This is a genomic window from Galbitalea soli (assembly GCF_010686725.1).
Taxonomy (GTDB): domain Bacteria; phylum Actinomycetota; class Actinomycetes; order Actinomycetales; family Microbacteriaceae; genus Galbitalea; species Galbitalea soli.
The window spans coordinates 159282-183622 of sequence record NZ_JAAGWZ010000004.1; the positions used below are offsets into that span (position 1 = coordinate 159282).

At 70.4% G+C, this 24341-nt stretch carries 21 protein-coding genes and 1 pseudogene; 14 read left to right on the forward strand and 8 right to left on the reverse strand.

Annotated elements, in window-relative coordinates:
- Positions 1–25: 25 nt before the first annotated feature.
- Both G3T37_RS12710 and G3T37_RS12715 read right to left on the reverse strand, forming a co-directional pair.
- Positions 26–580 (reverse strand): hypothetical protein, encoded by a 555-nt coding sequence (locus G3T37_RS12710; protein WP_163474267.1) that lies wholly within the window; start codon positions 578–580, stop codon positions 26–28.
- Positions 577–831, reverse strand: coding sequence for a zinc-ribbon domain-containing protein (locus tag G3T37_RS12715; protein ID WP_163474268.1), 255 nt, complete (start codon positions 829–831; stop codon positions 577–579). Before G3T37_RS12715 ends, G3T37_RS12710 begins: the two co-directional genes overlap by 4 nt.
- A 32-nt stretch (positions 832–863) precedes the next feature.
- On the opposite strand from G3T37_RS12715, the gene G3T37_RS12720 reads away from it, so the two are divergent.
- Together G3T37_RS12720 and G3T37_RS12725 are read left to right on the forward strand one after the other, a co-directional pair.
- Positions 864–1862: a glycerophosphodiester phosphodiesterase family protein gene (locus tag G3T37_RS12720; RefSeq protein WP_163474269.1), complete on the forward strand. Its 999-nt coding sequence runs from the start codon at positions 864–866 to the stop codon at positions 1860–1862.
- Between the two features lie 12 nt (positions 1863–1874).
- Positions 1875–4211 carry an ATP-dependent helicase gene (locus G3T37_RS12725; protein ID WP_163474270.1) on the forward strand — a complete coding sequence of 779 codons (2337 nt, stop codon included), beginning with the start codon at positions 1875–1877 and terminating at the stop codon, positions 4209–4211.
- Positions 4212–4303: 92 nt separating this feature from the next.
- Here G3T37_RS12725 and G3T37_RS12730 read toward each other — a convergent pair whose 3' ends face one another.
- On the reverse strand, positions 4304–5050 hold the full coding sequence (locus G3T37_RS12730) for an oxygenase MpaB family protein (protein WP_163474271.1): 747 nt from the start codon (positions 5048–5050) through the stop codon (positions 4304–4306).
- A gap of 185 nt (positions 5051–5235) precedes the next feature.
- Here G3T37_RS12730 and sucC point away from each other — a divergent pair, with 185 nt between their 5' ends.
- Together sucC and sucD are read left to right on the forward strand one after the other, a co-directional pair.
- Positions 5236–6399: an ADP-forming succinate--CoA ligase subunit beta gene (sucC, locus tag G3T37_RS12735; protein ID WP_163474272.1), complete on the forward strand. Its 1164-nt coding sequence runs from the start codon at positions 5236–5238 to the stop codon at positions 6397–6399.
- 37 nt (positions 6400–6436) lie between these two features.
- Positions 6437–7324 carry a succinate--CoA ligase subunit alpha gene (sucD, locus tag G3T37_RS12740; protein WP_163474273.1) on the forward strand — a complete coding sequence of 296 codons (888 nt, stop codon included), beginning with the start codon at positions 6437–6439 and terminating at the stop codon, positions 7322–7324.
- Here the strand turns inward: sucD and G3T37_RS12745 are convergent.
- Positions 7321–8379, reverse strand: coding sequence for an aromatic ring-hydroxylating oxygenase subunit alpha (locus G3T37_RS12745; RefSeq protein ID WP_163474274.1), 1059 nt, complete (start codon positions 8377–8379; stop codon positions 7321–7323). The two genes, sucD and G3T37_RS12745, sit on opposite strands and share 4 nt — an antisense overlap.
- A gap of 102 nt (positions 8380–8481) precedes the next feature.
- On the opposite strand from G3T37_RS12745, the gene dhaL (G3T37_RS12750) reads away from it, so the two are divergent.
- Entirely contained in the window at positions 8482–9129 is a 648-nt protein-coding gene (gene dhaL / locus G3T37_RS12750; RefSeq protein ID WP_163474275.1) for a dihydroxyacetone kinase subunit DhaL, read from the forward strand.
- 164 nt (positions 9130–9293) lie between these two features.
- On the opposite strand, the gene glpK is transcribed toward dhaL (G3T37_RS12750), so the two are convergent.
- From glpK to G3T37_RS12765, 3 genes are all read right to left on the reverse strand, one after another.
- On the reverse strand, positions 9294–10808 hold the full coding sequence (gene glpK / locus G3T37_RS12755) for a glycerol kinase GlpK (protein ID WP_163474276.1): 1515 nt from the start codon (positions 10806–10808) through the stop codon (positions 9294–9296).
- Between the two features lie 50 nt (positions 10809–10858).
- Positions 10859–11626, reverse strand: coding sequence for an aquaporin (locus G3T37_RS12760; protein WP_163474277.1), 768 nt, complete (start codon positions 11624–11626; stop codon positions 10859–10861).
- A gap of 112 nt (positions 11627–11738) precedes the next feature.
- Positions 11739–13463: a glycerol-3-phosphate dehydrogenase/oxidase gene (locus tag G3T37_RS12765; RefSeq protein ID WP_163474278.1), complete on the reverse strand. Its 1725-nt coding sequence runs from the start codon at positions 13461–13463 to the stop codon at positions 11739–11741.
- A gap of 176 nt (positions 13464–13639) precedes the next feature.
- On the opposite strand from G3T37_RS12765, the gene G3T37_RS12770 reads away from it, so the two are divergent.
- Entirely contained in the window at positions 13640–14608 is a 969-nt protein-coding gene (locus G3T37_RS12770) for a sugar-binding transcriptional regulator (RefSeq protein WP_163474279.1), read from the forward strand.
- An 8-nt stretch (positions 14609–14616) separates the two neighbouring features.
- Here G3T37_RS12770 and G3T37_RS15350 read toward each other — a convergent pair whose 3' ends face one another.
- On the reverse strand, positions 14617–15408 hold the full coding sequence (locus G3T37_RS15350) for an IclR family transcriptional regulator domain-containing protein (protein ID WP_163474280.1): 792 nt from the start codon (positions 15406–15408) through the stop codon (positions 14617–14619).
- 215 nt (positions 15409–15623) lie between these two features.
- Between G3T37_RS15350 and dhaK the strand changes: the two genes are divergently transcribed.
- From dhaK to ddaH, 8 genes and pseudogenes are all read left to right on the forward strand, one after another.
- Positions 15624–16622: a dihydroxyacetone kinase subunit DhaK gene (gene dhaK, locus G3T37_RS12780; RefSeq protein ID WP_163474281.1), complete on the forward strand. Its 999-nt coding sequence runs from the start codon at positions 15624–15626 to the stop codon at positions 16620–16622.
- A gap of 3 nt (positions 16623–16625) precedes the next feature.
- Positions 16626–17270, forward strand: coding sequence for a dihydroxyacetone kinase subunit DhaL (gene dhaL, locus G3T37_RS12785; protein ID WP_163474282.1), 645 nt, complete (start codon positions 16626–16628; stop codon positions 17268–17270).
- A gap of 3 nt (positions 17271–17273) precedes the next feature.
- A pseudogene (gene dhaM, locus G3T37_RS15420) lies at positions 17274–17990 on the forward strand (dihydroxyacetone kinase phosphoryl donor subunit DhaM); the annotation flags it as partial.
- Between the two features lie 153 nt (positions 17991–18143).
- Positions 18144–19736 carry a phosphoenolpyruvate--protein phosphotransferase gene (gene ptsP / locus G3T37_RS15425; protein WP_241732455.1) on the forward strand — a complete coding sequence of 531 codons (1593 nt, stop codon included), beginning with the start codon at positions 18144–18146 and terminating at the stop codon, positions 19734–19736.
- Positions 19737–19801: 65 nt separating this feature from the next.
- Positions 19802–21019, forward strand: a complete 1218-nt coding sequence (locus G3T37_RS12795; protein ID WP_163474284.1) for a cell division protein PerM — start codon at positions 19802–19804, stop codon at positions 21017–21019.
- 9 nt (positions 21020–21028) lie between these two features.
- Entirely contained in the window at positions 21029–21622 is a 594-nt protein-coding gene (gene purN, locus G3T37_RS12800) for a phosphoribosylglycinamide formyltransferase (RefSeq protein WP_163474285.1), read from the forward strand.
- Positions 21619–23229 (forward strand): bifunctional phosphoribosylaminoimidazolecarboxamide formyltransferase/IMP cyclohydrolase, encoded by a 1611-nt coding sequence (gene purH, locus G3T37_RS12805; protein WP_163474286.1) that lies wholly within the window; start codon positions 21619–21621, stop codon positions 23227–23229. Before purN ends, purH begins: the two co-directional genes overlap by 4 nt.
- A 30-nt stretch (positions 23230–23259) precedes the next feature.
- Complete coding sequence (gene ddaH, locus G3T37_RS12810) at positions 23260–24072, forward strand: dimethylargininase (RefSeq protein ID WP_163474287.1); 813 nt, start codon at positions 23260–23262, stop codon at positions 24070–24072.
- Positions 24073–24341 lie beyond the last annotated feature (269 nt).

Here is a 24341-nt window from a genome sequence, read left to right on the forward strand (position 1 = left end):
TCGACACCCGCACGAAGCGACCCCCTCAGCCCGCTGGGGTGGGTCGCTTCTCCGTTCTCGGGCGGATGACCACCGGCGGCCTGCGCGTGGCGATCCACCGGCCCAGCCACGCCGCGGCGACGACGGACGCGGCCGTGATGCCGTACGAGGCGGCCTCGCCCTGTGACGTGGTGAAGACGTTGGCGCAGGCGATCCCGACCGCGACCACGAGCAGGGCCGAGAGGTAGCTCAGCGCTGGGCGCTGGCGCACGAGCAGCCAGCCCAGGAACGGCACGACCATGACGACGACCGACTGCGGTCCGGTGAGCAGGATCCACTGGAACACGAGCGCGGGCCCGACGATGGCGAGCCGGCGGGCGCCGACCGCGGGGAGCACGAGCCAGCCGGTCACGTTGAGCACGGTGCCGAGCAGGAGGAACGGCACGGTGTAGGTGTTCGACCCGTCGAGGAGCACGTAGCCCGCGATGATGAACAGCAGCCCGCCGAGGTAGCGCCCGCGGTAGCTGCCCCAGCGCAGCGGGAGCAGCGAGGTCGGCTCCCGCCAGAATCGGCGCGCGAGGAGCGGGGGCGTCGCGCTCACGCGAATCCGCCCCGCAAGAGCACGAGGGTGAGGATCAGCAGCGTCACGCCGAGGCACAGAATCGCCGCACCACCCACGATGAGCGCCTGCGAGTAGCGGTTGCCGCCCAGCGGCACCATCGGCGGCGCATCCGCCTGCCCGGCGAGGGCCGCCGACATGGGCGTGTGGGTCGATCGCAGCGCCGCACCGCAGTGGATGCAGAACTTCCAGGATGCCTCCAACTGCCGGTTGCAGTCGGGGCAGGTCTCCATGATCGAAATTGTATTGGCGTACCGTTGGAGCGGTGAGCACGCGACCCGCCGTCATCGCCCATCGCGGCGCCTGCGGCTATCGGCCCGAACACTCCCTCTCCTCCTACCTCCTGGCCATCGAGCAGGGCGCGGACGCGGCGGAACCCGACCTCGTGGCCACGCGCGACGGCGTGCTCGTCATCCGGCACGAGAACGAGATCTCGGGCACGACCGATGTGGCCGATCATCCGGAGTTCGCCGACCGCCGAACCACGCGGGTCATCGACGGCGAGGAGCACCACGGCTGGTTCACCGAGGACTTCGACTGGGCGGAGCTGGCGACGCTGCGGGTGCGCGAGCGGGTGCCCGAGCTGCGGCCGGAGAGCGCGGCGTTCGACGGGAGGGAGGGCATCCTGAGGCTCGACGACCTCGTCGCGCTGCTCAAGCGGGCGCCCCGACCCGTGCGTCTCGTCGCGGAGATCAAGCACGCGAGCTACTTCGCGTCGATCGGCCTGCCGCTCGACGAGCTCTTCGCAGACGGGATCCGCGGCTGGGCGACAGACGGGAACCTCGTCGTCGAGTCGTTCGAGCAGAGCGTGCTCGGCGCGGTGCGGGCGCGTGGTGTTCCCGGCCGGCTGGTGATGCTGGTCGACACCGCGGGGCGACCCGCAGACCAGCCCGCGCGCGGCGGGCGCGACTTCGCGAGCTATCTCACGGCGGAGGGGCTCGCGGCCCTCGCGCGCGAGGTCGACGGGGTCAGCGTCGACGCCGCCCTGCTGCTCGCCGAGCGTGGGGAGGATGAACCGCCGGGCACGAGCGACCTCGTGGAGCGCATCCATGCCGCCGGGCTCGACTCCTACGCGTGGACGCTCCGCCCCGAGAACCGCTTTCTGCACCCGGCATTCCGGCGGGGTGACGACCCGGCCGCCCACGGCGACTGGATGACCGCCTTCCGCCTCATCATGTCGACCGGTGTCGACGGCGTCTTCGCCGATCACCCGGATCTCGCGCTGCGTGCCCGCGCCGCGCTCGGCGTCGGGGGTCGCGCCTAGACTTGGGGGGCTATGACTCTCGTCCCCGATGACCGCCTGCTCGAGGGGCTCAACCCGCAGCAGCGGGAGGCGGTGCTCTATCGGGGCCAGTCGCTTCTCATCGTCGCCGGGGCCGGCTCGGGCAAGACGAGCGTGCTCACGCGGCGCATCGCCGGGCTGCTGCAGACCCGGGAGGCGTGGCCGAGTCAGGTGCTCGCGATCACCTTCACCAACAAGGCCGCGGCCGAGATGCGGGAGCGCGTCGGTGCGCTGATCGGGCGCGAGGAGGCGGAGGGGATGTGGATCTCGACCTTCCACTCGGCCTGCGTGCGGATCCTGCGCCGCGAGGCCGAGAACTTCGGCTTCACCAAGAGCTTCACGATCTACGACTCCGCCGACTCGCGGGCGCTCATCAAGCGGATCATCAAGGAGCTCGACGCCGACACGCTCGGCTTCACCGTCTCCGGCGTCGCCGGCAAGATCTCGAAGGCCAAGAACGAGCTCTCCGACGTGGAGAGCTACGCGCGCGGCGCCAACTTCAACGACCCCAACGAGGCGGGTTTCGTCGAGATCTTCCGTCGGTACACCGAGTCCCTCGCTCGCGCGAACGCCTTCGACTTCGATGACCTCATCGCCCAGACCGTGTACCTGTTCCGGGCGTTCCCCGCCGTCGCCGCCCTCTACCAGCGACGGTTCCGGCACATCCTCGTCGACGAGTACCAAGACACCAACCACGCGCAGTACGCGCTCATCCGTGAGCTCACCCGCGGCATCGCCCCGGAGCACGTGCCCGCCGACACCCGCATGGCGACGAGCGCCGATGGCGGCATTCCCGGTGCGTCGCTCACCGTCGTCGGCGACTCCGACCAGTCGATCTACGCCTTCCGCGGCGCCGATATCCGCAACATCGTCGAGTTCGAGCGCGACTTCCCCAACTCGCGCGTGATCCTGCTCGAACAGAACTACCGATCCACCCAGAACATCCTCGACGCGGCGAACGCGGTCATCTCCAACAACTTCGATCGCAAAGACAAGAAGCTCTTCACCACCATCGGGTCGGGCGACAAGATCATCGGCTTCACCGGGTATTCGGGGCACGACGAGGCCCAGTTCGTCGCCGACGAGATCCAGAAGCTGCACGACGAGGGCGTCGCCTACAAAGACATCGCGGTGTTCTACCGCACCAACGCGCAGACCCGGGCGCTGGAGGAGATCTTCATCCGTTCGGCCCTGCCGTACCGGGTGCTCGGCGGCACCAAGTTCTACGAGCGCGCCGAGATCAAGGATGCGATGGCCTATCTCATCACGGTGGCCAACCCCTTCGACCCGCTCGCCCTGCGCCGCGTCATGAACGTGCCGAAGCGGGGGATCGGGCCCGCGACGGAGGCCGCGCTGCAGTCCTACGCCGACGCCAACCAGGTCACGCTGCGCGACGCGATGCGCGACGCCTCGCTGCTCGGTCTGGGTCCGAAGGTGACGGGGGCGATCACGGGCCTCGCCCAGATCCTGGACGAGGTGAGCGCGACCGCGGGAACGGCCAAGGTGTCCGACATCCTGGTCACCCTGCTGCAGCGCACCGGCTTCATCGAGGCGCTGCGCGCCTCCCGTGACCCGCAGGACGAGGCGCGGGCTGAGAACGTCGAAGAACTCGTCTCGGTCACCAAGGAGTTCCAGCGCAACAACCCGGAGGGCACCCTCCTCGACTTCCTCACCGAGGTGTCGCTCGTGGCGGCCGCCGACGACCTCGACGACTCGAGCGGCACCGTCTCGCTCATGACCCTGCACACCGCGAAGGGTCTCGAGTACGAGGCCGTGTTCCTCACCGGCGTGGAGGAGGGGCTTCTCCCGCACCAGATGTCGGCGAGCGAGGTCGGCGGTCCGGCCGAGGAGCGCCGCCTGTTCTACGTGGGCATCACGCGCGCCCGGCGGCGGCTCTTCCTCTCCCTCGCCATGACGCGGGCGCAGTTCGGCGAGGTCAACGTCGCGATGCCCAGCCGCTACCTGCAGGAGATCCCCGCCGACTTGATCGAGTGGAAGCAGTCGCCGGGCGACGCGACGAGCCGCGGGGGCACGCAGCCGCGCGCGCTCAACGCTCGCCGCCCCCAGTTCAGCTACGCCTCCTCCTTCAGCGAGCTGCCCGCCGCGCCGCCCCGCGTCAAGACGGAGTGGGCGAACCGGGTCACCAACACCGTGCGCGACAACGGCGACCTCACGCTGGCCGCGGGCGACCGCATTCGCCACGTCGATTTCGGCGACGGCAGGGTGACCGCGGTCACGGGCGCGGGGCCGAAGAGCGTCGCCGAGGTGCAGTTCGACACCGCGGGCCGCAAGCGCCTGCTCATCAAGATCGCGCCGATCGAGAAGCTGTAGGGCGCGGCCGGGGTCGGGTGAACGCGCGGCTCGGGTGAACGCGGGTCGGGAGAACGCGGGTCGGGCGAACGCGGGTCGCCGGCGCGGCCGGGTCAGCGGGTGCGGATCCGCCGCAGCAGCCGCCGGGCGGGGGTGCTGCGCAGCGTCCACGGTGTGACCGCGACGAGCGCGCGCACGATCATCCACGCGACGCGGGCGCGGCGACGCCGGGCCGGGCCGAACTCGAAGCCGTAGGCTTCGCGGATGCCCTCCGGCAGCAGCTCGACAGTCAGCAGCTGCGCCAGCGGCAGCGCCGCGCGCACCCACAGCGGAGCGACGGCCGGGTGGAAGAGGTCGTGCGCGATCGATCGCGCGTCGTCCGTCACGGTGAGTCGCTCGAGGGCGTCGGCCCAATAGCTCTCGAAGGCGGCGCGGGTACCGGGCCACAGCGCGGCGGGCATCTGCAGCGCGGTGCCGAGGCGCGCATACCGGGCGTAGACCTCGTCGGCGAGCGGCGTCGGGGTGGGGCCGAACACCCGCTCGTGCACGAGTCCCGCCGTGTCGTAGAGGGTGGCGGCGACCCAGAGCTGCCGGTCGGCGTCGGCCGCCCCGGCGACCGGGCGATGGGCGGCGTCGACGTGTCGGGCGACGGCCCGGGAATCCGCCTCGGTGCCGAGCACGACGGCGTAGGCATAGCCGAGCGTGCGCACGAGCCGTTGCACCGGTCGATGCGCGAAGTCGCTGTGGCGGGCCACACCGGCCGCGACGACCGGGTCGGCCACCTGCAACAGGATCGCGCGCGCTCCGCCGACGATGAGCACGCCATCGGCGGCCCATCTCTCCACGGCGGTCGGGCGCATGACTCCATGGTCGCAGACCGGCGCGGCGGGGCGCCCGCACCGCGCAGTGGCAGAGGCCGTGCACGGATCATCCATCGGGGGCGAGTAGAGTTTGCGGTGGCCAAAGTCTCTTGACGTCGAACTATCTCGAGGTCGAGACAGGTCACCGTTCACATAAGCCATCGACACGCGATTGGACAAGCAGCGTGGATCTTTTCGAGTATCAGGCCAGGGACCTTTTCGAGGCGTACGGTGTGCCCGTACTGGCCGGCATCATCGCCGACACCCCTGAGGAGGCGAAGGCCGCCGCCGAGAAGATCGGCGGAACCGTCGTCGTCAAGGCGCAGGTCAAGGTCGGCGGTCGCGGAAAGGCGGGCGGCGTCAAGGTCGTCCACACGCCCGACGACGCGTTCACCGCGGCTCAGGCGATCCTGGGTCTCGACATCAAGGGCCACGTGGTGCAGCGCGTCATGGTCGCCGCGGGTGCCCGCATCGCCCAGGAGTTCTACTTCTCGGTGCTGCTCGACCGCGCCAACCGCTCCTACCTGTCGCTCTGCAGCGTCGAGGGCGGCATGGAGATCGAGGAGCTCGCGGTCGAGCGCCCCGATGCCCTCGCCCGCGTCGAGGTCGTGCCGGGCGTCGGCATCGACCTCGAGAAGGCGCGTGAGATCGCGATCGCCGGGCACTTCCCGGCCGAGCTGGTCGAGAAGGTCGCGCCCGTCATCGTGAAGCTCTACAACGTGTACAAGGGTGAGGACGCGACGCTCGTCGAGGTCAACCCGCTCGTGCTCACCGAGGACGGCCAAGTCCTGGCCCTCGACGGCAAGGTCTCCCTGGACGAGAACGCCGACTTCCGTCACCCGGCCCACGAGGCGCTCGAGGATGCGGCTGCCGCCGACCCGCTCGAGGCCAAGGCCAAGGCCTCCGGGCTCAACTACGTGAAGCTCGACGGCGAGGTCGGCATCATCGGCAACGGGGCCGGGCTGGTCATGTCGACCCTCGATGTCGTGAGCTACGCGGGCGAGCGCCACGGCGGCGTGAAGCCCGCCAACTTCCTCGACATCGGCGGCGGAGCATCCGCCGAGGTCATGGCACGGGGCCTCGACGTCATCCTGGGCGACCCGCAGGTCAAGAGCGTGTTCGTGAACGTGTTCGGCGGCATCACGGCGTGCGACGCGGTCGCCAACGGCATCGTGGGCGCGCTCGCGACCCTCGGCGACACCGCGAGCAAGCCGCTCGTCGTGCGCCTCGACGGCAACAAGGTGGAGGAGGGCCGGCAGATCCTCCGCGACGCCGCGCATCCGCTCGTCTCGCTCGCCGACACCATGGACCAGGGCGCCGACAAGGCCGCCGAGCTGGCGAACCGCTGACCGGCCGCGACTTCAGGATTACGAGGGAAATAGGAACATGTCGATCTTTCTGAACAAGGACTCGAAGGTCATCGTGCAGGGCATCACCGGCGGTGAGGGCACGAAGCACACGGCGCTCATGCTGAAGGCGGGCACCCAGGTCGTGGGCGGCGTCAACGCGCGCAAGGCGGGAACGACCGTCAGCCACGGCGATGTCGAGCTGCCGGTCTTCGGCACCGTCTCCGAGGCGATCGAGAAGACCGGGGCCGACGTCTCCATCGTCTTCGTGCCGCCGGCCTTCGCGAAGGACGCGGTGGTCGAGGCCATCGAGGCCGAGATCCCGCTCGTCGTGGTCATCACCGAGGGCATCCCCGTGCAGGACTCCGCGGAGTTCTGGGCGCTCGCCAAGGCCAAGGGCGGCACCACCCGCATCATCGGCCCGAACTGCCCCGGCATCATCACGCCCGGCGAGTCGCTCGTCGGCATCACCCCGGCGACGATCACCGGCAAGGGCCCGATCGGACTCGTCTCCAAATCGGGCACCCTCACCTACCAGATGATGTTCGAGCTGCGCGATCTGGGCTTCTCGACCGCGATCGGCATCGGTGGCGACCCGATCATCGGCACCACGCACATCGACGCGCTCGAGGCCTTCCAGGCCGACCCCGAGACGAAGGCGATCGTCATGATCGGCGAGATCGGCGGCGACGCCGAGGAGCGGGCGGCCGACTACATCCGGGCCAACGTGACCAAGCCGGTCGTCGCCTACGTCGCCGGATTCACGGCCCCCGAGGGCAAGACGATGGGCCACGCCGGCGCGATCGTCTCCTCGGGCGCGGGCACCGCACAGGGCAAGAAGGAGGCCCTCGAGGCCGCGGGCGTGAAGGTCGGCAAGACGCCGAGCGAGACCGCCCAGCTCATGCGCGAGGTCTTCGCCGCTCTCTAGGAATTCTCCGGGGCCGGCCGGAACTCCCCCGTGACGAAGTCGCTCCACAGGCGGCGGATCGCGAGGGAGTTCCGGTCGGCTTTTGCGTGCGCGTTGAGGTGGGGCGCGAGCGGGTACTCCTTCGGCAGCGACTCGAGGAGATCGCGATCCTCCGTCTCGACCCGCTCGTCGAAGGCGAGGATATCGGCGGCCGGCCGGTCGCTCTCGCCGTCGTTGCGCAGCACCGTCTGGGTGAGCTGGCAGTGCTCGTCGTCGATCGGCGTGATCGCCTTGATCATGATGTGCACCAGGCCGTCTGGATAGGTGATGCTGATGTGCCCGAAGAAGGGCAGGTACAGGCGGGAGAGGGAGCGGCGCACGGTTGCGCCGGACTCGCCGGGACGGGCATCCACCGGCACTTCTCCGTAGGTCTGCAAGCCGTAGGCGGTGCGGGTGACCTCCGTCTCGGTGAGCTCGGGCTTGCTGCGGTCGCCGAAGGTGTTGGCGTGCACGAAGGCCACGTGGCCGCCGTCGAAGTTGTTCTCGAGCAGGTGGGCCGCGGAGCAGTCGAAGTGCCACTCCGCCTCCGGCACCACGCGCCAGCCCTCGGCGTCGAACTCCGGGATCGGCGGGATATCGGCGAGCGGACCGCCCTCATCGGCACCCGCGAGGCACACCCACACCATGCCGTAGCGCTCCTGCGAGGAGACCATGGTGAGCCCGCTCTTGGTCGGGTGCGGTGCGACCGGGAACTGCGGAATCCGCTGCGTCTCGCCGTTCCTGTCCCACTCCCAGCCGTGATAGGGGCACACGAGGTGGCAGTTCTCGATCCACCCCTTCGAGAGCGGCGCATCCCGATGGGCGCAGCGGTCGAGCGCCACGCTCACCGCGGAGTCGGGGGTGGCACGCCACACGACGACCCGGGTGCCCAGCAGGGTGCGCGCGATGGGCCGGTCGCTCACCGCGGAGGCGAACGAGACCGCGTACCAGAACCGCCGGAAGAGCGGCTGCTCGCTCAGGCGGAGGTGCTCGGGGCCGTGGTGGCGTGTGACGCGGGCGGGCGCAGAAGTGGTCATGCGCGATCGTCGCACGGCCGTGTTACCCCGGTGTTTCCCTTTCGTTATCGCTGCACTGCGCGGCAGCGCGGGATGCCCCGCGGCCGTCATTACACTCTGGTCATGGCCGCCACACCATCACCCGACGTGACGTTCGACCAGTTGGTGAACTGGATGATCGCCTTCGACTCGCTCCTCATCGAGCAGCGGGCGCTCCTCACCGAGCTCGACGTGGCGATCGGAGACGGCGACCACGGCTCGAACATGGTGCGCGCGATGGCGACCGCGTCGGCGCGCTACGACTCCGAGGAGCCCGACCACCTCGACACCCTCTTCCGCATCATCGCCTCGGGGATGCTGAGCGGCGCGGGCGGCGCCGGCGGCACTCTCTTCGCGCGCTTCTTCCAGGGCCTCGCCGAGAGTCTGGGGCACGTGACCGCGACGGATGCGCGCGGACTCGCGAGTGCGCTCGTCGCCGGGGAGACGGGCATCGTCGAGCTCGCGCATCCGGAGGTCGGCGACAAGACGCTGTACGACGCGCTCGCGCCCGCGGTGGCGGAGTTCGTGGAGGCCATCGGCAACGGGCTCAGCTCCGGTGCCGCCGCGCGCCGGGCCGCGGACGCCGCGGCCCGCGGAACCGAGTCGACACGGTCGCTCGTCGGCCAGAAGGGCCGCCCCAGTCATCTGGGCGAGCGGAGCGCGGGGCACATCGACCCGGGGGCGATGTCGGTCGCCCTGCTGTTTCAAGCGCTCGAGTCCGCGCTGCGCTGACCGCCGGCCGGACGTGACGAAGCCCCGGCGGGCGGAGTCACCACCGCTGCGCCCGCCGGGGCCTGTCGGGCCGTCGCCCCGGGACGCACTGGGCTGTCCCGGGACGACGGTGTCGTGCACGGTCGCCCCGCGCGGCGGCGGGGCGACCGAGGTGGAGCCTGGCGCTACAGCACGTCCTCGTCGACCCAGTCGAAGGTCTTCGTGACGGCCTTCTTCCAGAGACGCATCTGACGGTCACGCTCGGAGTCGTCCATGTTGGGCGTCCAGCGGCTGTCCTCCTGCCAGTTCTTGCGCAGGTCATCCAGGTCGCTCCAGAAGCCCACCGCGAGGCCCGCGGCGTAGGCGGCCCCGAGCGCGGTGGTCTCCGCGACGACCGGGCGGACGACCGGCACACCGAGGATGTCGGCCTGGAACTGCATGAGCGTGTTGTTCGCGATCATGCCGCCGTCGACCTTGAGCTCGGTGAGCGGTACGCCGGAGTCGGCGTTGACCGCGTCGAGCACCTCGCGGGTCTGGAACGCCGTCGCCTCGAGGGCGGCACGCGCGATGTGACCCTTGTTGACGTACCGGGTGAGCCCGACCAGCGCACCACGGGCATCCGCGCGCCAGTACGGCGCGAAGAGTCCCGAGAACGCGGGCACGAAGTACACGCCGCCGTTGTCGTCGACCGTCTTGGCGAGTTCTTCGATCTCGGGCGCGCTCTTGATGAGCCCCAGGTTGTCGCGGAGCCACTGCACCAGCGAGCCGGTGACGGCGATCGAGCCCTCAAGCGCGTAGTGCGCGGGCTGGTCGCCGAGCTTGTAGCCGAGCGTGGTCAACAGGCCGTTCTTCGAGTGGACGATCTCCGTGTCCGTGTTGAAGATCAGGAAGTTGCCCGTGCCGTAGGTGTTCTTCGCCTCACCCTGGTCGAACGCCGCCTGGCCGAACGTGGCCGCCTGCTGGTCACCGAGGATGCCCGCGACGGGCACCTCGCGCAGGAGGCTGTTCGACTCCGCCATGCCGTACACCTCGGAGGAGCTGCGGATCTCCGGCAGCATCGAGGCGGGAACCCCGAAGATGTCGAGGATGTCCTGCCGCCACGAGAGCGTCTCCAGATCCATGAACAGCGTGCGGCTGGCGTTCGTCACGTCCGTCGCGTGCACGCCGCCGTTCACCCCGCCGGTGAGGTTCCACAGCACCCAGGTGTCGGTGGTACCGAACAACAGATCCCCGGCCTCCGCCTTCGCGCGGGCGCCCTCGACGTTGTCGAGGATCCACACGATCTTGGTGCCCGAGAAGTAGGTCGCGAGCGGGAGGCCCACGATCTGCTTGAAGCGCTCGACGCCACCGTCGGCCGCGAGCTTGTCGACGATCGACTGGGTGCGGGTGTCCTGCCAGACGATGGCGTTGTACACCGGCTCGCCCGTGTTCTTATCCCACACCACCGCGGTCTCGCGCTGGTTGGTGATGCCGATCGCAGCGATGTCGTGGCGGGTCAGATTGGCCTTCGAGAGCGCCTGGCCGATCACCTCACGAGTGTTGTTCCAGATCTCCTTCGGGTCGTGCTCGACCCAGCCGGCCTTCGGGAAGATCTGCTCGTGTTCGAGCTGGCCGGTCGAGATGATCGATCCAGACTTGTCGAAGATGATCGCCCGGGAACTGGTGGTTCCCTGGTCGATCGCCAATACGTAGTCGCTCATCCGAGTTAACTCCTTTGTTGTTTGGTACTGATGGGGGTGGATGGAGCCGGTCAGGCCGTGGTGATGGGCAGCAGCAGCAGTGACAGCCACCCGGCCAGGAGGCCGCCGATGATGGGGCCGACGACCGGGACCCACGCGTACGACCAGTCACTCGATCCCTTGCCCTTGATCGGCAGGAAGGCGTGGGCGATGCGCGGACCGAGGTCACGTGCCGGGTTGATCGCGTACCCCGTCGGGCCACCGAGCGAGGTGCCGATGACGATGACGAGGAGCGCGACGGGGAGGGCGCCGAGGGCCGCGAGGCCACCGGTCGCGCCCTGACGGCCGCCGCCGAAGGCGAGGACGACGAACACGAGCACGAAGGTTCCGATGATCTCGGTCACGAGGTTCCACGCGTAGCTGCGGATCGCGGGACCGGTGGAGAAGACGCCGAGCTTGTTGGCCGGCTCCGGCTCCTCATCGAAGTGCTTCTTGTACGCCAGCCAGCAGACCACGGCGCCGAGGATGGCACCGATGAACTGACCCGCGATATAGGTGAGGACAGAACCGAGACTCACCGCGACACCGAGACCGAAGGTCTTGGCTCCGCTCGCCACGAGCCCGAGCGTGACCGCCGGGTTGAGGTGAGCACCGGAGTTGTACGCGACGGTGACACCGGCGAAGACCGCGAGGCCCCAGCCGATCGTCACCATGAGGAATCCGCCGTTGAATCCCTTGTTCTTGATGAGGGCGACGTTCGCGACGACACCCGTTCCGAGGAGGACCAGGGTCCCCGTCCCGACGATTTCCGAGAGGAAATCAATTGCTAGTTTGTCCACATTGACCTGCCTTATTGTGTGCGTCGGACCGCTCGGGCGAGCGGCCGCATTGATCGTCGGGGCGGAGGAAGACGCCTGCGTCCCGCCTCGTCGACCAAGTCCTCGTATTCGGTTATCCGGCGGTGCCCACGACGCTCTCGTCGAGGATGACGCCGTGCCGCTCGCGCAGCTCGGTGACGGTTGCATGGGTCTCGGCGGCCTCCGTCTCGGCCGTCCAGCCGAGCCGGGTGCCCAGGATGTGCGCAAGCTCGCGCAGGAGCGGCAGCGTGACGTCGCCCGTGAAGGCCACGTTCGTGCGGCGCAGCACGACGTCGATCAGGTGCACGACATCCTCGTGGTCGGCGAAGTAGGCCACCTCGGCCACCGAGAACTCGGGTGCGTGCTCGAGCGGGGTGGAGTCGGCCGTGTCGATGGTCTCGATGACACTCGCCGCGCGGGTGCCGTAGCGCGTGAGCAGTCGGCCGACGGTGTCGGCGTCGACGGCTCCCGAGTGGGCGCGGATCCAGGCGGACCGCGCCTGCTCCGTCGCGGGGAAGTCCTTGCCGCCGCCGATCGCGAGTCCCGCCGTGCTCACGGTGCGGGTCGCGCCGAGGCGGTCGAGCGCCTCGTTCGCGAGGTGCTCGGAGAGGGCGCGGAAGGTCGTCCACTTGCCGCCGACGAGACTCAGGAGCGCGGTGTCGGCGAGGCCGGGGATCGTGCCCTCGACGATCCGGTAGTCGCGCGACACGAAACCGGGCTGGGTGTCCTCGTGGCGGGGGAGCGGGCGCACACCGGAGTACCGGAACACGATCTGCTCGCGCGTCACCGCGACGTCGGGCAGCACCTGCGCGATGAGGTCGAAGAAGTAGTCGACCTCCTCCTCGGTGCAGACGGCGACCTCGCGGATATCCGCCTCCAGGTCGGTGGTGCCGACGAGAACCCGGCCCTTGAGCGGGTAGATGAGCACGATGCGTCCATCGTTGTTCTCGAAGAAGAGCTCGCGACCGTCGAGCGCCGCGAGCAGCTCCGGGTTGTCGAGCACGATGTGCGAGCCCTTCGTGCCGCCCATGAACGCGGAGTCGACGGCGAAGGCCTCGTTGGTGAGGTCGGTCCAGGGGCCGGAGGCGTTGATCACGACGTCGGCGCTGATCGTGAACTCGGCACCGCTGACGGTGTCGCGCACGAGCACCCCGCCCTCCTTCACGCCGATCGCCTCGACGTAGTTGGCGCTGCGCGCGTGGCTGCCGCTCGCGAGCCCGTCCTTGAGCACGTCGAGGGCGAGACGCTCGGGCTCGTGCACGGAGGCGTCGTAGTAGGTGGCGGTGTACTTGAGGGTCGGGTTCAGGCGGGGGAGGTCGTGCAGGGAGCGGCGACGACCGTGGAACTCGTGGCGCGGCACCGATCCGCCGTCGCGTGAGAAGGAGTCGTAGGTGGTGAGGCCGACCTTGATGAGGAACGCGCCGCGCTCCTTCGGCTTGCCCTGCTTGTGGGTGAGGAAGCGCAGGGGGGCGGAGAGGATGCCCGAGAAGGTCGAGAAGATCGGGATGGTCGTCTTGAGCGGCTTGACGTAGTGCGGCGCGATGCGCAGCAGGCCGTTGCGCTCCTGGACCGATTCGCGCACGAGCCGGAACTCGCCGTTCTCGAGGTAGCGGATGCCGCCGTGGATCATGTGCGACGACGCGGCGGACGCGCCGGAGGCGTAGTCGCCGCGCTCGACGAGCACGACGTCGATGCCCTGCAGGGCGAGATCGCGGAAGGTGGCGATGCCGTTGATGCCGCCGCCGACGATGAGCACCTGCGCGTGCGGACGCTCCTGGATGCGGGACACATTGGCCCTGGTCTTCGTTGACGCGTTCATGGCTGGTTCTGGCCTTCGTTCTTCGGGAGATCGGAGGGGCCTGTCGGCTGCGCCGTCGGACCCGCGTACTTGCCAATCATCGGAAGAGGCTCAAAGATGGTCAAGCAACTTGCACATATGTGCAGGATGCTCCACGGAGCGCGGTGCGGGGCGACGCAGCGCGGGGAGGATGGGCGATGACCGACGCGACGCAGACCGTGCCCGAGAAGACGAGGGACGCCATCAAGGCGGCTCACCTGTACTACATGCAGGACCTCACGATGGAGGCGATCGCCCGCGAACTGCACACCTCGCGCTCCTCGGTCTCCCGCCTCCTGAGCTTCGCCCGCGACAAGGGGCTGGTCAGCATCAAGATCCGCTCGCCGCACGACCGCGCCTCGGAGTTGAACGAGGAGCTCATGAGCCGGTTCGGGGTCGCCGGCCACATCGTGCCCGTGCCCGACCAGATCAGCGACATCGACCGACTCGAGCGGGTCGCGGTGTCGGCTGCACGAATTCTCGACCAGTTCTTCGACTCCAACATGACGCTCGGGATCGCGTGGGGTTCCACCGTGAGCGCCGTCAGTCGATACCTGGTGCCCAAGGCGATGCACAACTCGCAGATCGTGCAGCTGAATGGGGCCGGAAACAACCGCACCTCGGGCATCCTCTACGCCAGCGAGATCCTGCGGAAGTTCGGCGACGCGTTCGGGGCGCACGTCGAGCAGTTCCCCGTGCCGGCCTTCTTCGACGACCCGGCGACCAAGGCCGCGCTGTGGCGGGAGCGGAGCACGAGCCGCGTGCTCGAGATCCAGCGATCGATGGACGTTGCGCTCTTCGGCGTCGGATCCCCGCTCGCGCAGGTGCCCAGCCACGTCTATATGGGCGGCTACCTCGAGCCCGACGACTACGCGAGCCTTGAGCGCGACGGGGTCGTGGGCGACGTCGCGACGGTGTTCTATCGGCTGGATGGCTCCTCCGACGGGATCGCGCTGAACGAACGAGCGAGCGGGCCCGACCTCGCGGTGCTGCGGCGTGCGGCCCGCCGGGTGTGCGTCGCCTCGGGCATCTCCAAGCTGCAGAGCCTGCGCGGCGCGCTCGCCGCACGCCTCGTGACGGATCTCATCGTCGACGAGGGCACGGCGCGCGCGCTGGTGCAGGACTAGGAGCACGGCTACCCCACCTCCGGGTCGTCGGAGTCGTCCTCGGGCTCCGCGACCCGCGGCGGCCAGGAGGTCGCCCCGAGTTCGCGCGAGATGTTGCGAGCGGTCTCCCGCAAGACGTTGAGCACGTTGTCCTCGGGGGGCCACTCGCTCGAGGGCAGCACGACGGCGACCGCCGCGATGACCGTGCCGGATCGGTCGGCAACCGGGGCGGCGAGCGAGGATTCACCCAGAACCGCCTCCTGCTCCTCGCTCGCGAGCCCGCGCTCGGCGACCTGGGCGAGCTGCAGGGTGAGCACCGCCGCGTCGGTGATGGTGTCGCCGGTGAGGCTGCGCAGCGGCTTGCGCATGAGCTCCGCCGCGAGGGTCGGGTTGTAGGCGAGCAGCACCTTGCCCATCGCGGAGGCGTGGGCAGGGATCGACAACCCCGTCTCCGGCATCTGCTGGCTGCCATCCGGTCGGCCGTTGTGCTCGATGATGATGACCTCGTCGAAGAGCTCGGCGCCCAGCCGGGTGGCGAGTCCGGTGCGGCGGGAGAGCTCGCGCGTCCAGCGCATCGCCCGCGCGCGCACGTCGAGCGTGTCGAGGTAGACGTTCGAGAGCTTGAGCAGCGCGGGCCCCAGCATGTACCGCTTGCCGTGCGGCTCCTTGGCGACGAGGCCGTGCGTGCGGAGGGAGGCGACGATGCCGTGCACGGTCGACGGGGGCAGATCGAGGGCGGCCGAGAGCTCTGAGATTCCCAGGTGGCGCGCGCCCTGGAGGAGCTGAAGCACCTTCGCGGCGCGGTCGATGGCCTGGATCACGCCACGCTCCTCACTGGTTGTCGGGATCCGCTGCGACCGCACCTATGAGTTTCTGGAGAAGCTCTTGACGTGCCGCCTCTTTGCGGTGGATATTCGACATTATCGAATGACATTCACTCGAGCGCTAGGTGCAATTGCGACCGACACGTGTTTTCAGCAATGTTCAAAGGAGCACATATGAATGAGAACAGCCTTGACCGCGGGGCGGTCATGTCATGAAGAAGCTGATCAACTCACCCGACCACGTTCTCGCCGACGCCCTCGTGGGGGTCGAGCTCGCGCATCCCGAACTGAAGGTCGACCACACCAACCGCATCATCTACCGCGGTGAGCCGACCAAGCCCGGCAAGGTCGCCCTCATCTCGGGCGGCGGTTCGGGCCACGAGCCGCTGCACGGCGGTTTCGTCGGATTCGGGATGCTCGACGCGGCCTGCGCGGGCGAGGTCTTCACCTCTCCCACCCCCGACCAGATGCAGGAGGCGACGAAGGTCGCCGACAGCGGCGCCGGAGTGCTGCACATCGTGAAGAACTACACCGGCGACGTCATGAACTTCGAGATGGCCGCCGAGATGGCCGAGGCCGAGACCGGCGTGAGGGTCGAAAGCGTCGTCACGAACGACGATGTCGCGGTCGAGGATTCCACCTGGACCGCGGGCCGCCGCGGTGTCGGGGTGACCGTCCTCCTCGAGAAGATCGTCGGCGCCGCCGCGGAGGAGGGTCGCGATCTCGCAGCCGTCGCCTCGCTCGCGCGCACCGTCAACGCGCAGGGCCGTTCGATGGGCATGGCGCTCACGAGCTGCACCGTGCCGTCGGCGGGCAAACCGACCTTCGAGCTGCCCGACGACATGATGGAGATGGGCGTGGGCATCCACGGCGAACCGGGTCGTCACCGCGTACCGCTCGCACCCGCCGCCGACATCGCCCAGCAGCTCGTCGAGCCGATCCTGCACGACCTCGACTTCTCGGGTGCACCCACGATCGTGATGCTCAACGGAATGGGCGGTACGCCCCTCATCGAGCTGTACCTCATGTACGGCGAGGTCGCGAAGATCCTGCAGAAGTCGGGCATCCAGGTCGCCCGCTCGCTGGTCGGCAACTACATCACCTCGCTCGACATGGCGGGATGCTCGGTCACGGTGCTGCGCGCCGACGACGAGCTCCTGCGGCTCTGGGATGCTCCGGTCAACACCGCCGGACTCCGGTGGGGGGTCTGATCCATGGCCGGCGAGACCGTCACCCTCAGCAGCCTCGTCACGTGGCTGTCGCGCTTCCGCGACCTCGTGACCGAGAACCGCAACTATCTCACCGAGCTGGACTCCGCGATCGGTGACGCCGACCACGGCGCCAACATGGCGCGCGGCATGGCCGCGGTGATGGAGAAGGTGGGGGCCTCGCCGGCGACCACCGCCGACGAGCTCTTCAAGTCGGTGGGCATGACCCTGGTGACCTCGGTGGGCGGTGCGAGCGGCCCGCTGTACGGCACGTTCTTCCTCCGCTTCGGGATGACCGCCGGCGCGGTCTCCGAGTTCGACGGCGCCGCGCTCTCCGCCGCCCTGCGCGCCGGGCTGGGTGGCGTCGTCGCCCGCGGCAAGCCGGAGCTCGGCGACAAGACCATGTTCGACGCTATGAGCCCCGCGCTCGAGGCCTTCGACGCGAGCGTCGCCTCAGGCGGTTCGCCCGCGGCGGCCGCCGCGGCGGCCTACGACGCCGCGGTGGTCGGGCGCGATGCCACGACCCCGCTCGTCGCGCGCAAGGGGCGCGCGAGCTACCTCGGGGAGCGCAGCGCGGGTCACCTCGACCCGGGCGCCACCTCCACCGCGTTCCTCTTCCAGGCGCTCGCCGAGTCGCTCGCCCAGGGCTGACCCGTGATCGGTATCGTCGTCGTCTCGCACAGCGAGCGACTCGCTCAGGCTGCCGTGGAGCTCGCGCTGCAGATGGTGCCGGGCGAGCGCCCCCGCATCGCGCTCGCCGCGGGCGCGGGCGAGGCCGACGGCGCGCCTGTGATCGGCACCGATGCGATGCGGGTCGCGGAGGCGATCACCTCGGTGGCCTCCCCGGACGGCGTGCTCGTGCTGATGGACCTCGGTTCCGCGGTGATGAGCGCCGAGCTGGCGCTCGAGTTCGTCGACCTGCCGGGTGTCGAGATCCGCCTGACGAGTGCGCCCTTCGTGGAGGGGCTGCTCGCCGGGGTGGTTCGCGCCGCGGGCGGGGCGAGCCTCGACGAGGTGGAACAGGAGGCTCGGGGCGCCCTGGCCGCGAAGGCCGGGCAGGTCGGTGCCGATGCGGCCTCATCGACTGCCGTGTCGGCGGAGGCGGCGCCCGTCGTCTCCGCCGACACGGAGTCGAGCGTGGACCTCGCGCTCATCAATCCCAGCGGCCTGCACGTTCGGCCGGCGTCGATGGTGGCGATGGCGCTCGCGCCCCTCGACGCGACCGTGGCCATCGCCAATCTGCGCACCGGCGCGCCCGCTGTCGCGGCCGTCAGCCCCACGGCTCTGCTGACCCTCGCCGCGCGTCAGGGCGACCGCATCCGCGTGACCGCGCACGGCCCGCAGGCCGCGGAGGCCCTCGACGCCGTGGAACGCCTCGTCACCGACGGCTTCGGCGAGCTGGTGGCGCACACCGCGCCCATCCCGGTCATCGTGCCCTCCGCCGTCGAGCCCCCGGTGGGCGGCCCGACCCGCGACCGGCCGCTCGGCGTGAGCCCCGGCCGCGCGTCCGGCCCCGTCGTGCGGATGCCCGACCCCCTCGCCGAACCCGTCGCCACCGCCGCGCTGCCGCCCGCCGAGCGCCCCGCCGCCGCGGTCCGCATCGACGCCGCGACGGCCGCGGTGTCGAGCGAGCTGGGTGCCCGGGCCGCCGCCGTCACCGGCCCCGGCCACGACATCCTCGCCGCCACCGCGCTCATGGTCACCGATGTCACGCTGTCGGGCGACGCGAAACGCCGGGTGCTCGATGCGGGGGAGTCGCCGGAGTACGCCTTCTGGCAGACGGTCGACGGCGTCGCCGAGATCTTCCGCGCGCAGGGCGGGCTCGCGGCGGAGCGGATCGCCGACCTGCACGATGTGCGCAACCGCGTCGTGGCGGAGCTTCTGGGGCGGGAGGCGCCGGGCGTGCCCCTGCGAAGCGAGCCCTTCGTGCTCGTGGCGCGGGACCTGGCCCCCGCCGACACCGCGCTCCTGGATCCCGCGATCTGCCGGGCACTCGTGACCGTCGAGGGCGGGCCCACCTCGCACACGGCGATCGTGGCGCGCTCCCTCGGCATCCCCGCGCTCGTCGCGGCGCGCGGCGCCCTCGAGATCCCGGAGGGCACGGTCGTGCTCGTCGACGGCACCGCCGGCACCATCACCCAGAACCCGAGCGAGGCGGAGCTCGCCGCCGTGGCCGAGGTGCGCGACGTCGTCTTCGACGGCTCGGGGCGCACCGCCGACGGCCACCGGGTGCAGCTGCTCGCCAACGTCGGCTCGCCCTCCAGTGCGGAGGCCGCGACGGCGGCGCACGCCGAGGGGGTCGGACTCTTCCGTACCGAATTCCTCTTCCTCGACCGCTCGGAGGCGCCCTCGATCGCGGAGCAGGTGCGGGCCTATGCGGGGGTGCTCGCCGCGTTCCCCGGGCGGAAGGTGGTCATCCGCACGCTCGATGCCGGGGCCGACAAGCCGCTGCCGTTCGTGACGATGGCGCACGAGGAGAATCCCGCGCTGGGGATCCGCGGGTTCCGCACCTCCTGGCGACGGCCCGACCTGCTCGACGAGCAACTGGCCGCGATCGCGCTCGCCGTCGCGGACTCGAGCGCCGAGGTGCAGGTGATGGCGCCGATGATCGACACCCCGGATGAGGCCGCCGACTTCGCCGCCCGCTGCCGCAGCCACGGTCTCGCGGTCGCCGGGGTCATGATCGAGACGCCCGCGGCCGCGATCACCGCCCCCGAGCTGCTCACGAACATCGACTTCGTGAGCCTGGGCACCAACGACCTCGCCCAGTACACGATGGCCGCCGACCGAATGGTGGGCGACCTGGCGCTGCTGAACGACCCGTGGCAGCCGGCCGTGCTGCGGATGATGCGACTCGCCTTCGACGCCGGGCGTGCCGCGGGCAAGCCCGTCGGTGTGTGCGGCGAGGCGGCCGCCGACCCGCTGCTGGCCGCGGTGCTCGTCGGATTCGGGGCGAGCAGCCTCTCCATGTCGGCGCGCGCCCTCGGGCACGTCGCCGAGCTGCTGCAGGGCGTCACGGTCGCGCAGTGCGAGGCGGCCGCCGAGTCGTCGAGCGCGGCGCGCAGCGCCGAGGATGCCCGTGCCGCCGCCGCGACCGCGCTCGGGGTCGGCGCCTGAACGATCGCCCCCGCCCGGCGAGGCACGGTCGGTGCGTCGCGCGCCCGGGCTAGGGTCGAGCCCGTATGAACCGCTCGCTCACCGCCCTGCTCGGCGCCCTCGAAGCCCTCGTGGTGGCCGCGATCGGCATCGGCATCCCGCTCGTGCCGCTCACCGTGCTCTGGGGTGCGCAGTACGGCTTCGCGCCCGACTGGGGCATCTTCTGGCGGGTCTCCGCCGACATCTGGCTCGTCGGCCACGGCGCCGACCTCGCGCTCACGCTCGACGCGGGGACCGCGAAGGCCTCCGGCTTCGCGGCCGCGGGCGCGCCGTTCACGATCACGATGGCCGCTCTCGGCTTCGCGCTGCTCACGGTTCTGCTCGCCCGACGGGCGGGGCACCGCATCGCCGAGTTCGAGCACCGCGCCATCGCCGCGGCGACCGCGGTCGTGACCTTCGCGCTCCTCTCCCTCGGGATCGCGATCACCGCCCGCCAGCCGCTCGCCACCGGCTCGCTCGGGCAGGGCATCACGCTCCCCACGCTGGTGTTCGCGCTGGGGCTCCTGCTCGGGGGGCTGCGGGCGCGACGCGACGGGATCGACCTGGGCGAGGGGCCGGTGCTGCGCCGCATCGAGGGCTGGGTGCGGGGTGACGTGCGGGCGGTCATCCGCGCGGCGGTGCGCGGCGGTGCGGCGGCGACCCTCGCCGTGGTCTCGGTCGCGGCGGTCCTGCTCGCCGTGCTGCTGGCCGTCAACTATGCGGCGATCATCACGCTGTTCGAAGACATCCACGCGGGGCCTCTGGGCGGCGCGGCGCTCACCATCGGCCAGCTCGCCGTGCTGCCGAACCTCATCGTCTGGGTGGCGAGCTGGCTCGTCGGCCCCGGCTTCGCGATCGGCGCCGGGTCGAGCGTGAGCCCGGCCGCCACGATCCTGGGGCCGCTGCCCGCTGTTCCCGTGTTCGGCGCGATCCCGCACGTGGCGCCCGCCTTCGGCTTCGTCGGTCTGCTCGTGCCCGTGCTCGCGGGCTTCCTCGCGGGGGCCCTGCTGCACGGGCCGCTCGTGCCCGCGCTGCCGATGCCGCGGCGCACGCTGCTCAGCCTCGCGACGGCCGCGGCGATGGGCGTCGTCGGCGGGGTGCTGCTCGGCGCCCTCGCCTGGATGGCGGCGGGCGCGGTCGGCCCCGGTCGGCTCCAGGTGGTCGGACCCGACCCGCTCGCGGTCGGCGGCTGGGCCGCGCTGGAGATCGGTCTCGCGGCGATCGCGGGGATGGCCGCCGCCTCCCGACGGGCGGCGGGCCGGTAGGCTTGGCGCGTGCTTTCGCTGGTCGTTCTCATCTCCGGCGGCGGGTCCAACCTCCGGGCGTTGCTCGAAGCGTCGGAAGACGCCGAGTTCCCCGCCCGTGTCGTCGCGGTCGGGGCTGATCGCGACGCCGACGGCTTCGCCCACGCCGAGGAGTTCGGCATCCCCACCTTCTCTCTCGCGCTCTCGAGCTTCCCCGACCGGGAGAGCTGGGGCGACGCGATGCTCGAGCAGATCCGGGTGTGGCAGCCCGACCTCGTGATTCTCAGCGGCTTCATGAAGCTCGTGCCGCCCCGGGTCGTGGATGCCCTGGCACCCCACCTCATCAACACCCACCCCGCCTACCTGCCCGAGTTCCCCGGCGCGCACGGCGTGCGGGACGCGCTCGCCGCCGGTGTTCCCGAGACGGGGGCGAGCGTGATCGTCGTCGACAACGGGGTCGACAGCGGACCGATCATCTCGCAGCGGCGCGTGCCCGTTCTTCCCGGCGACACCGAGGAGAGCCTGCACAACCGCATCAAGCCCGTCGAACGCGAGCTGCTCATCCAGGCCGTGCTCGACATCGCCAACGGACACATCGACCTCAAGGAGCTGGCCACCGCATGAGCGGACCCACACACGACCCCGCCCTCTATCGCCACCGCGACGTCGTGCCGATCCGTCGCGCCCTCGTCTCGGTGAGCGACAAGACCGACCTCGTGGAGTTGGCGACGGCCCTGGCCGCGGCGGGAGTCGAGATCGTGTCGACCGGCTCGACGGCGCAGCGCATCGCGGAGGCGGGTATCCCGGTCACCGAGGTCGCGCAGGTCACCGGGTATCCGGAGTCGCTCGACGGCCGGGTGCGCACGCTGCACCCCGCCATCCACTCGGGGCTGCTCGCCGACTTGCGGCTCGCCGCGCACGAGAGCGAGCTGGCCGCTCAGGGCATCGCTCCCTTCGAGCTCGTCGTCTCCAACCTGTACCCCTTCGTCGAGACGATCGCCTCCGGGGTCACCGGCGACGCCGCGATCGAGCAGATCGACATCGGCGGCCCCGCGATGGTGCGGGCGTCGGCCAAGAACCACGCGAACGTCGCGATCGTCACCTCGCCCGCGAGCTACCCGCAGATCTACAAGGCGCTCACCCTGGGTGGCACGACGCTGCTGCAGCGTCAGCGTCTCGCCGCCGAGGCCTTCGCCCACACCGCGGCCTACGACCGGGCGGTCGCCGACTGGTTCGCGGCCGAGGTCTCGCCGGTGCGCTCGGCGACCGAGGCGGATGCGGCTCCCGCCGGTTTCGACGTGCACGCCGAGCTCTCGGCGACCCTCCGTTACGGCGAGAACTCGCACCAGTTCGCGGCGCTGTACCTCCGCTCCGGTGGGCGCGGCATCGCGCAGGCCACCCAGCTCGGCGGCAAGGAGATGTCGTACAACAACTACGTAGACGCCGACGCCGCCCTCCGCGCCGCCTTCGACTTCGACGAGCCCGCGGTCGCGATCATCAAGCACGCGAACCCCTGCGGCATCGCGGTCGCCGCGACCTCCGCCGCCGACGCGATCGCCTCCGCACACGAGCGCGCCCACGCCTGCGACCCGGTCTCCGCCTACGGCGGCGTGATCGCCGCGAACCGCGTCATCACCCTCGCTGCCGCGCAGTCGATCAAGCCGATCTTCACGGAGGTTGTCGTGGCGCCGGGCTACGAGCCCGAGGCGCTCGCGCTCCTGCAGGGCAAGAAGAACCTGCGCATCCTCCAGCTCCCCGCCGACTTCAGCCGCGAGACCGTCGAGTTCAAGCAGCTCTCCGGCGGGCTTCTCGTCCAGGATGTCGACGCGCACTTCGCCCCCTTCGACTCCTGGACGCTCGCGGCCGGTCCCGCCGCCGACGAGCGCACCCGTGCCGACCTCGAGTTCGCGTGGCGCGCCTGCCGCGCGGTCAAGTCCAACGCCATCCTGCTCGCCACGGACGGCGCCTCGGTCGGGGTCGGAATGGGTCAGGTCAACCGGGTGGACTCGTGCAACCTCGCAGTCACGCGGGCGGGGAGCCGGGCATCCGGAAGCGTCGCCGCGTCGGACGCCTTCTTCCCCTTCGCCGACGGGGCGGAGATCCTGCTCGCGGCGGGCGTGCGCGCCATCGTCCAGCCGGGCGGCTCCATCCGCGACGAGGAGGTCGTGGCCGCGGCCGAGGCCGCCGGGGTCACCATGTACTTCACGGGGGAGCGCCACTTCTTCCACTGAGCGGGCGGGCTTCGCGCTAGTGTCTGGGGCATGACCACCACCACGCCTCAGCCCACCCCCGCAGCGCCCTCCCGCAGCGGCGTGCACCGTGTCGCGCTCGTGCGCCCACCGGTGGCGCGGCTGGCGGAGGGCGAGCTGACGCACCTGGAACGGGTTCCCGTCGACGTCGATCTCGCGTTGACGCAGTGGCGCGGGTACGTGGCCGCGCTGGGTCGCGAGGGCTTCACCACGATCGAGGTGCAGCGCGCGGATGATCATCCCGACTCCGTCTTCATCGAAGACACCGTCGTCGTGCTCGGCCAGACCGCCGTGGTCGCCAGCCCGGGCGCGGAGTCGCGCCGCGGCGAGCCACTCGAGGTGGAGAGCGTGCTCACCCAGCTGGGACTCGATATCCGCCCCATCGAACTGCCCGGGACCCTCGACGGCGGGGACGTGCTCAAGATCGGCACGACCGTGTACATCGGTCGCGGGGGGCGCACGAACGCCGAGGGCATCCGGCAGTTCCGCGTGATCGCGTCGGGGCTCGGGTACAGCGTGGTCACCGTGCCGATCTCGAAGGTGCTGCACCTCAAGAGCGCCGTCACCGCGCTCCCGGACGGCACCGTCATCGGATTCGACGGCACGGTGGAGCATCGTGAGCTGTTTCCGCGCTACCTGCCCGTGCCCGAGGAGAAGGGCGTCGCCGTCGTCGTGCTGGCACCGGATGCCGTGCTGATGTCCTCCGACGCGCCACAGACGGCGGCCCTGATCGAGGATCTCGGCTACCGCGTGGTCACCGTCGACATCAGCGAGTTCGAGAAGCTCGAGGGCTGCGTCACCTGCCTGTCGGTGCGGATCCGCTGAGCGGGCGAAAACTTCTTCTTGCCTTCCCTCCGAGAATGCCTTTAGTCTGGAGGGCTGCTCAGGGGTCTGCAGGACGCAAGCCTTCACTCCCGGCGGCCTACGAATGAGTCGCACACAGGAGGACGCCATGACCATGACAGAGATCGCTTCGGCACGCACCATCGCGGAAACCGGCGCTGTCATCGGTGGCGTCGCCCTCAGGCCGCGAGCCTGATCCGCTCCTTCACGCCGTCACGCAGCGACAGTCCCCGCCGAGACTCGCCCCGACG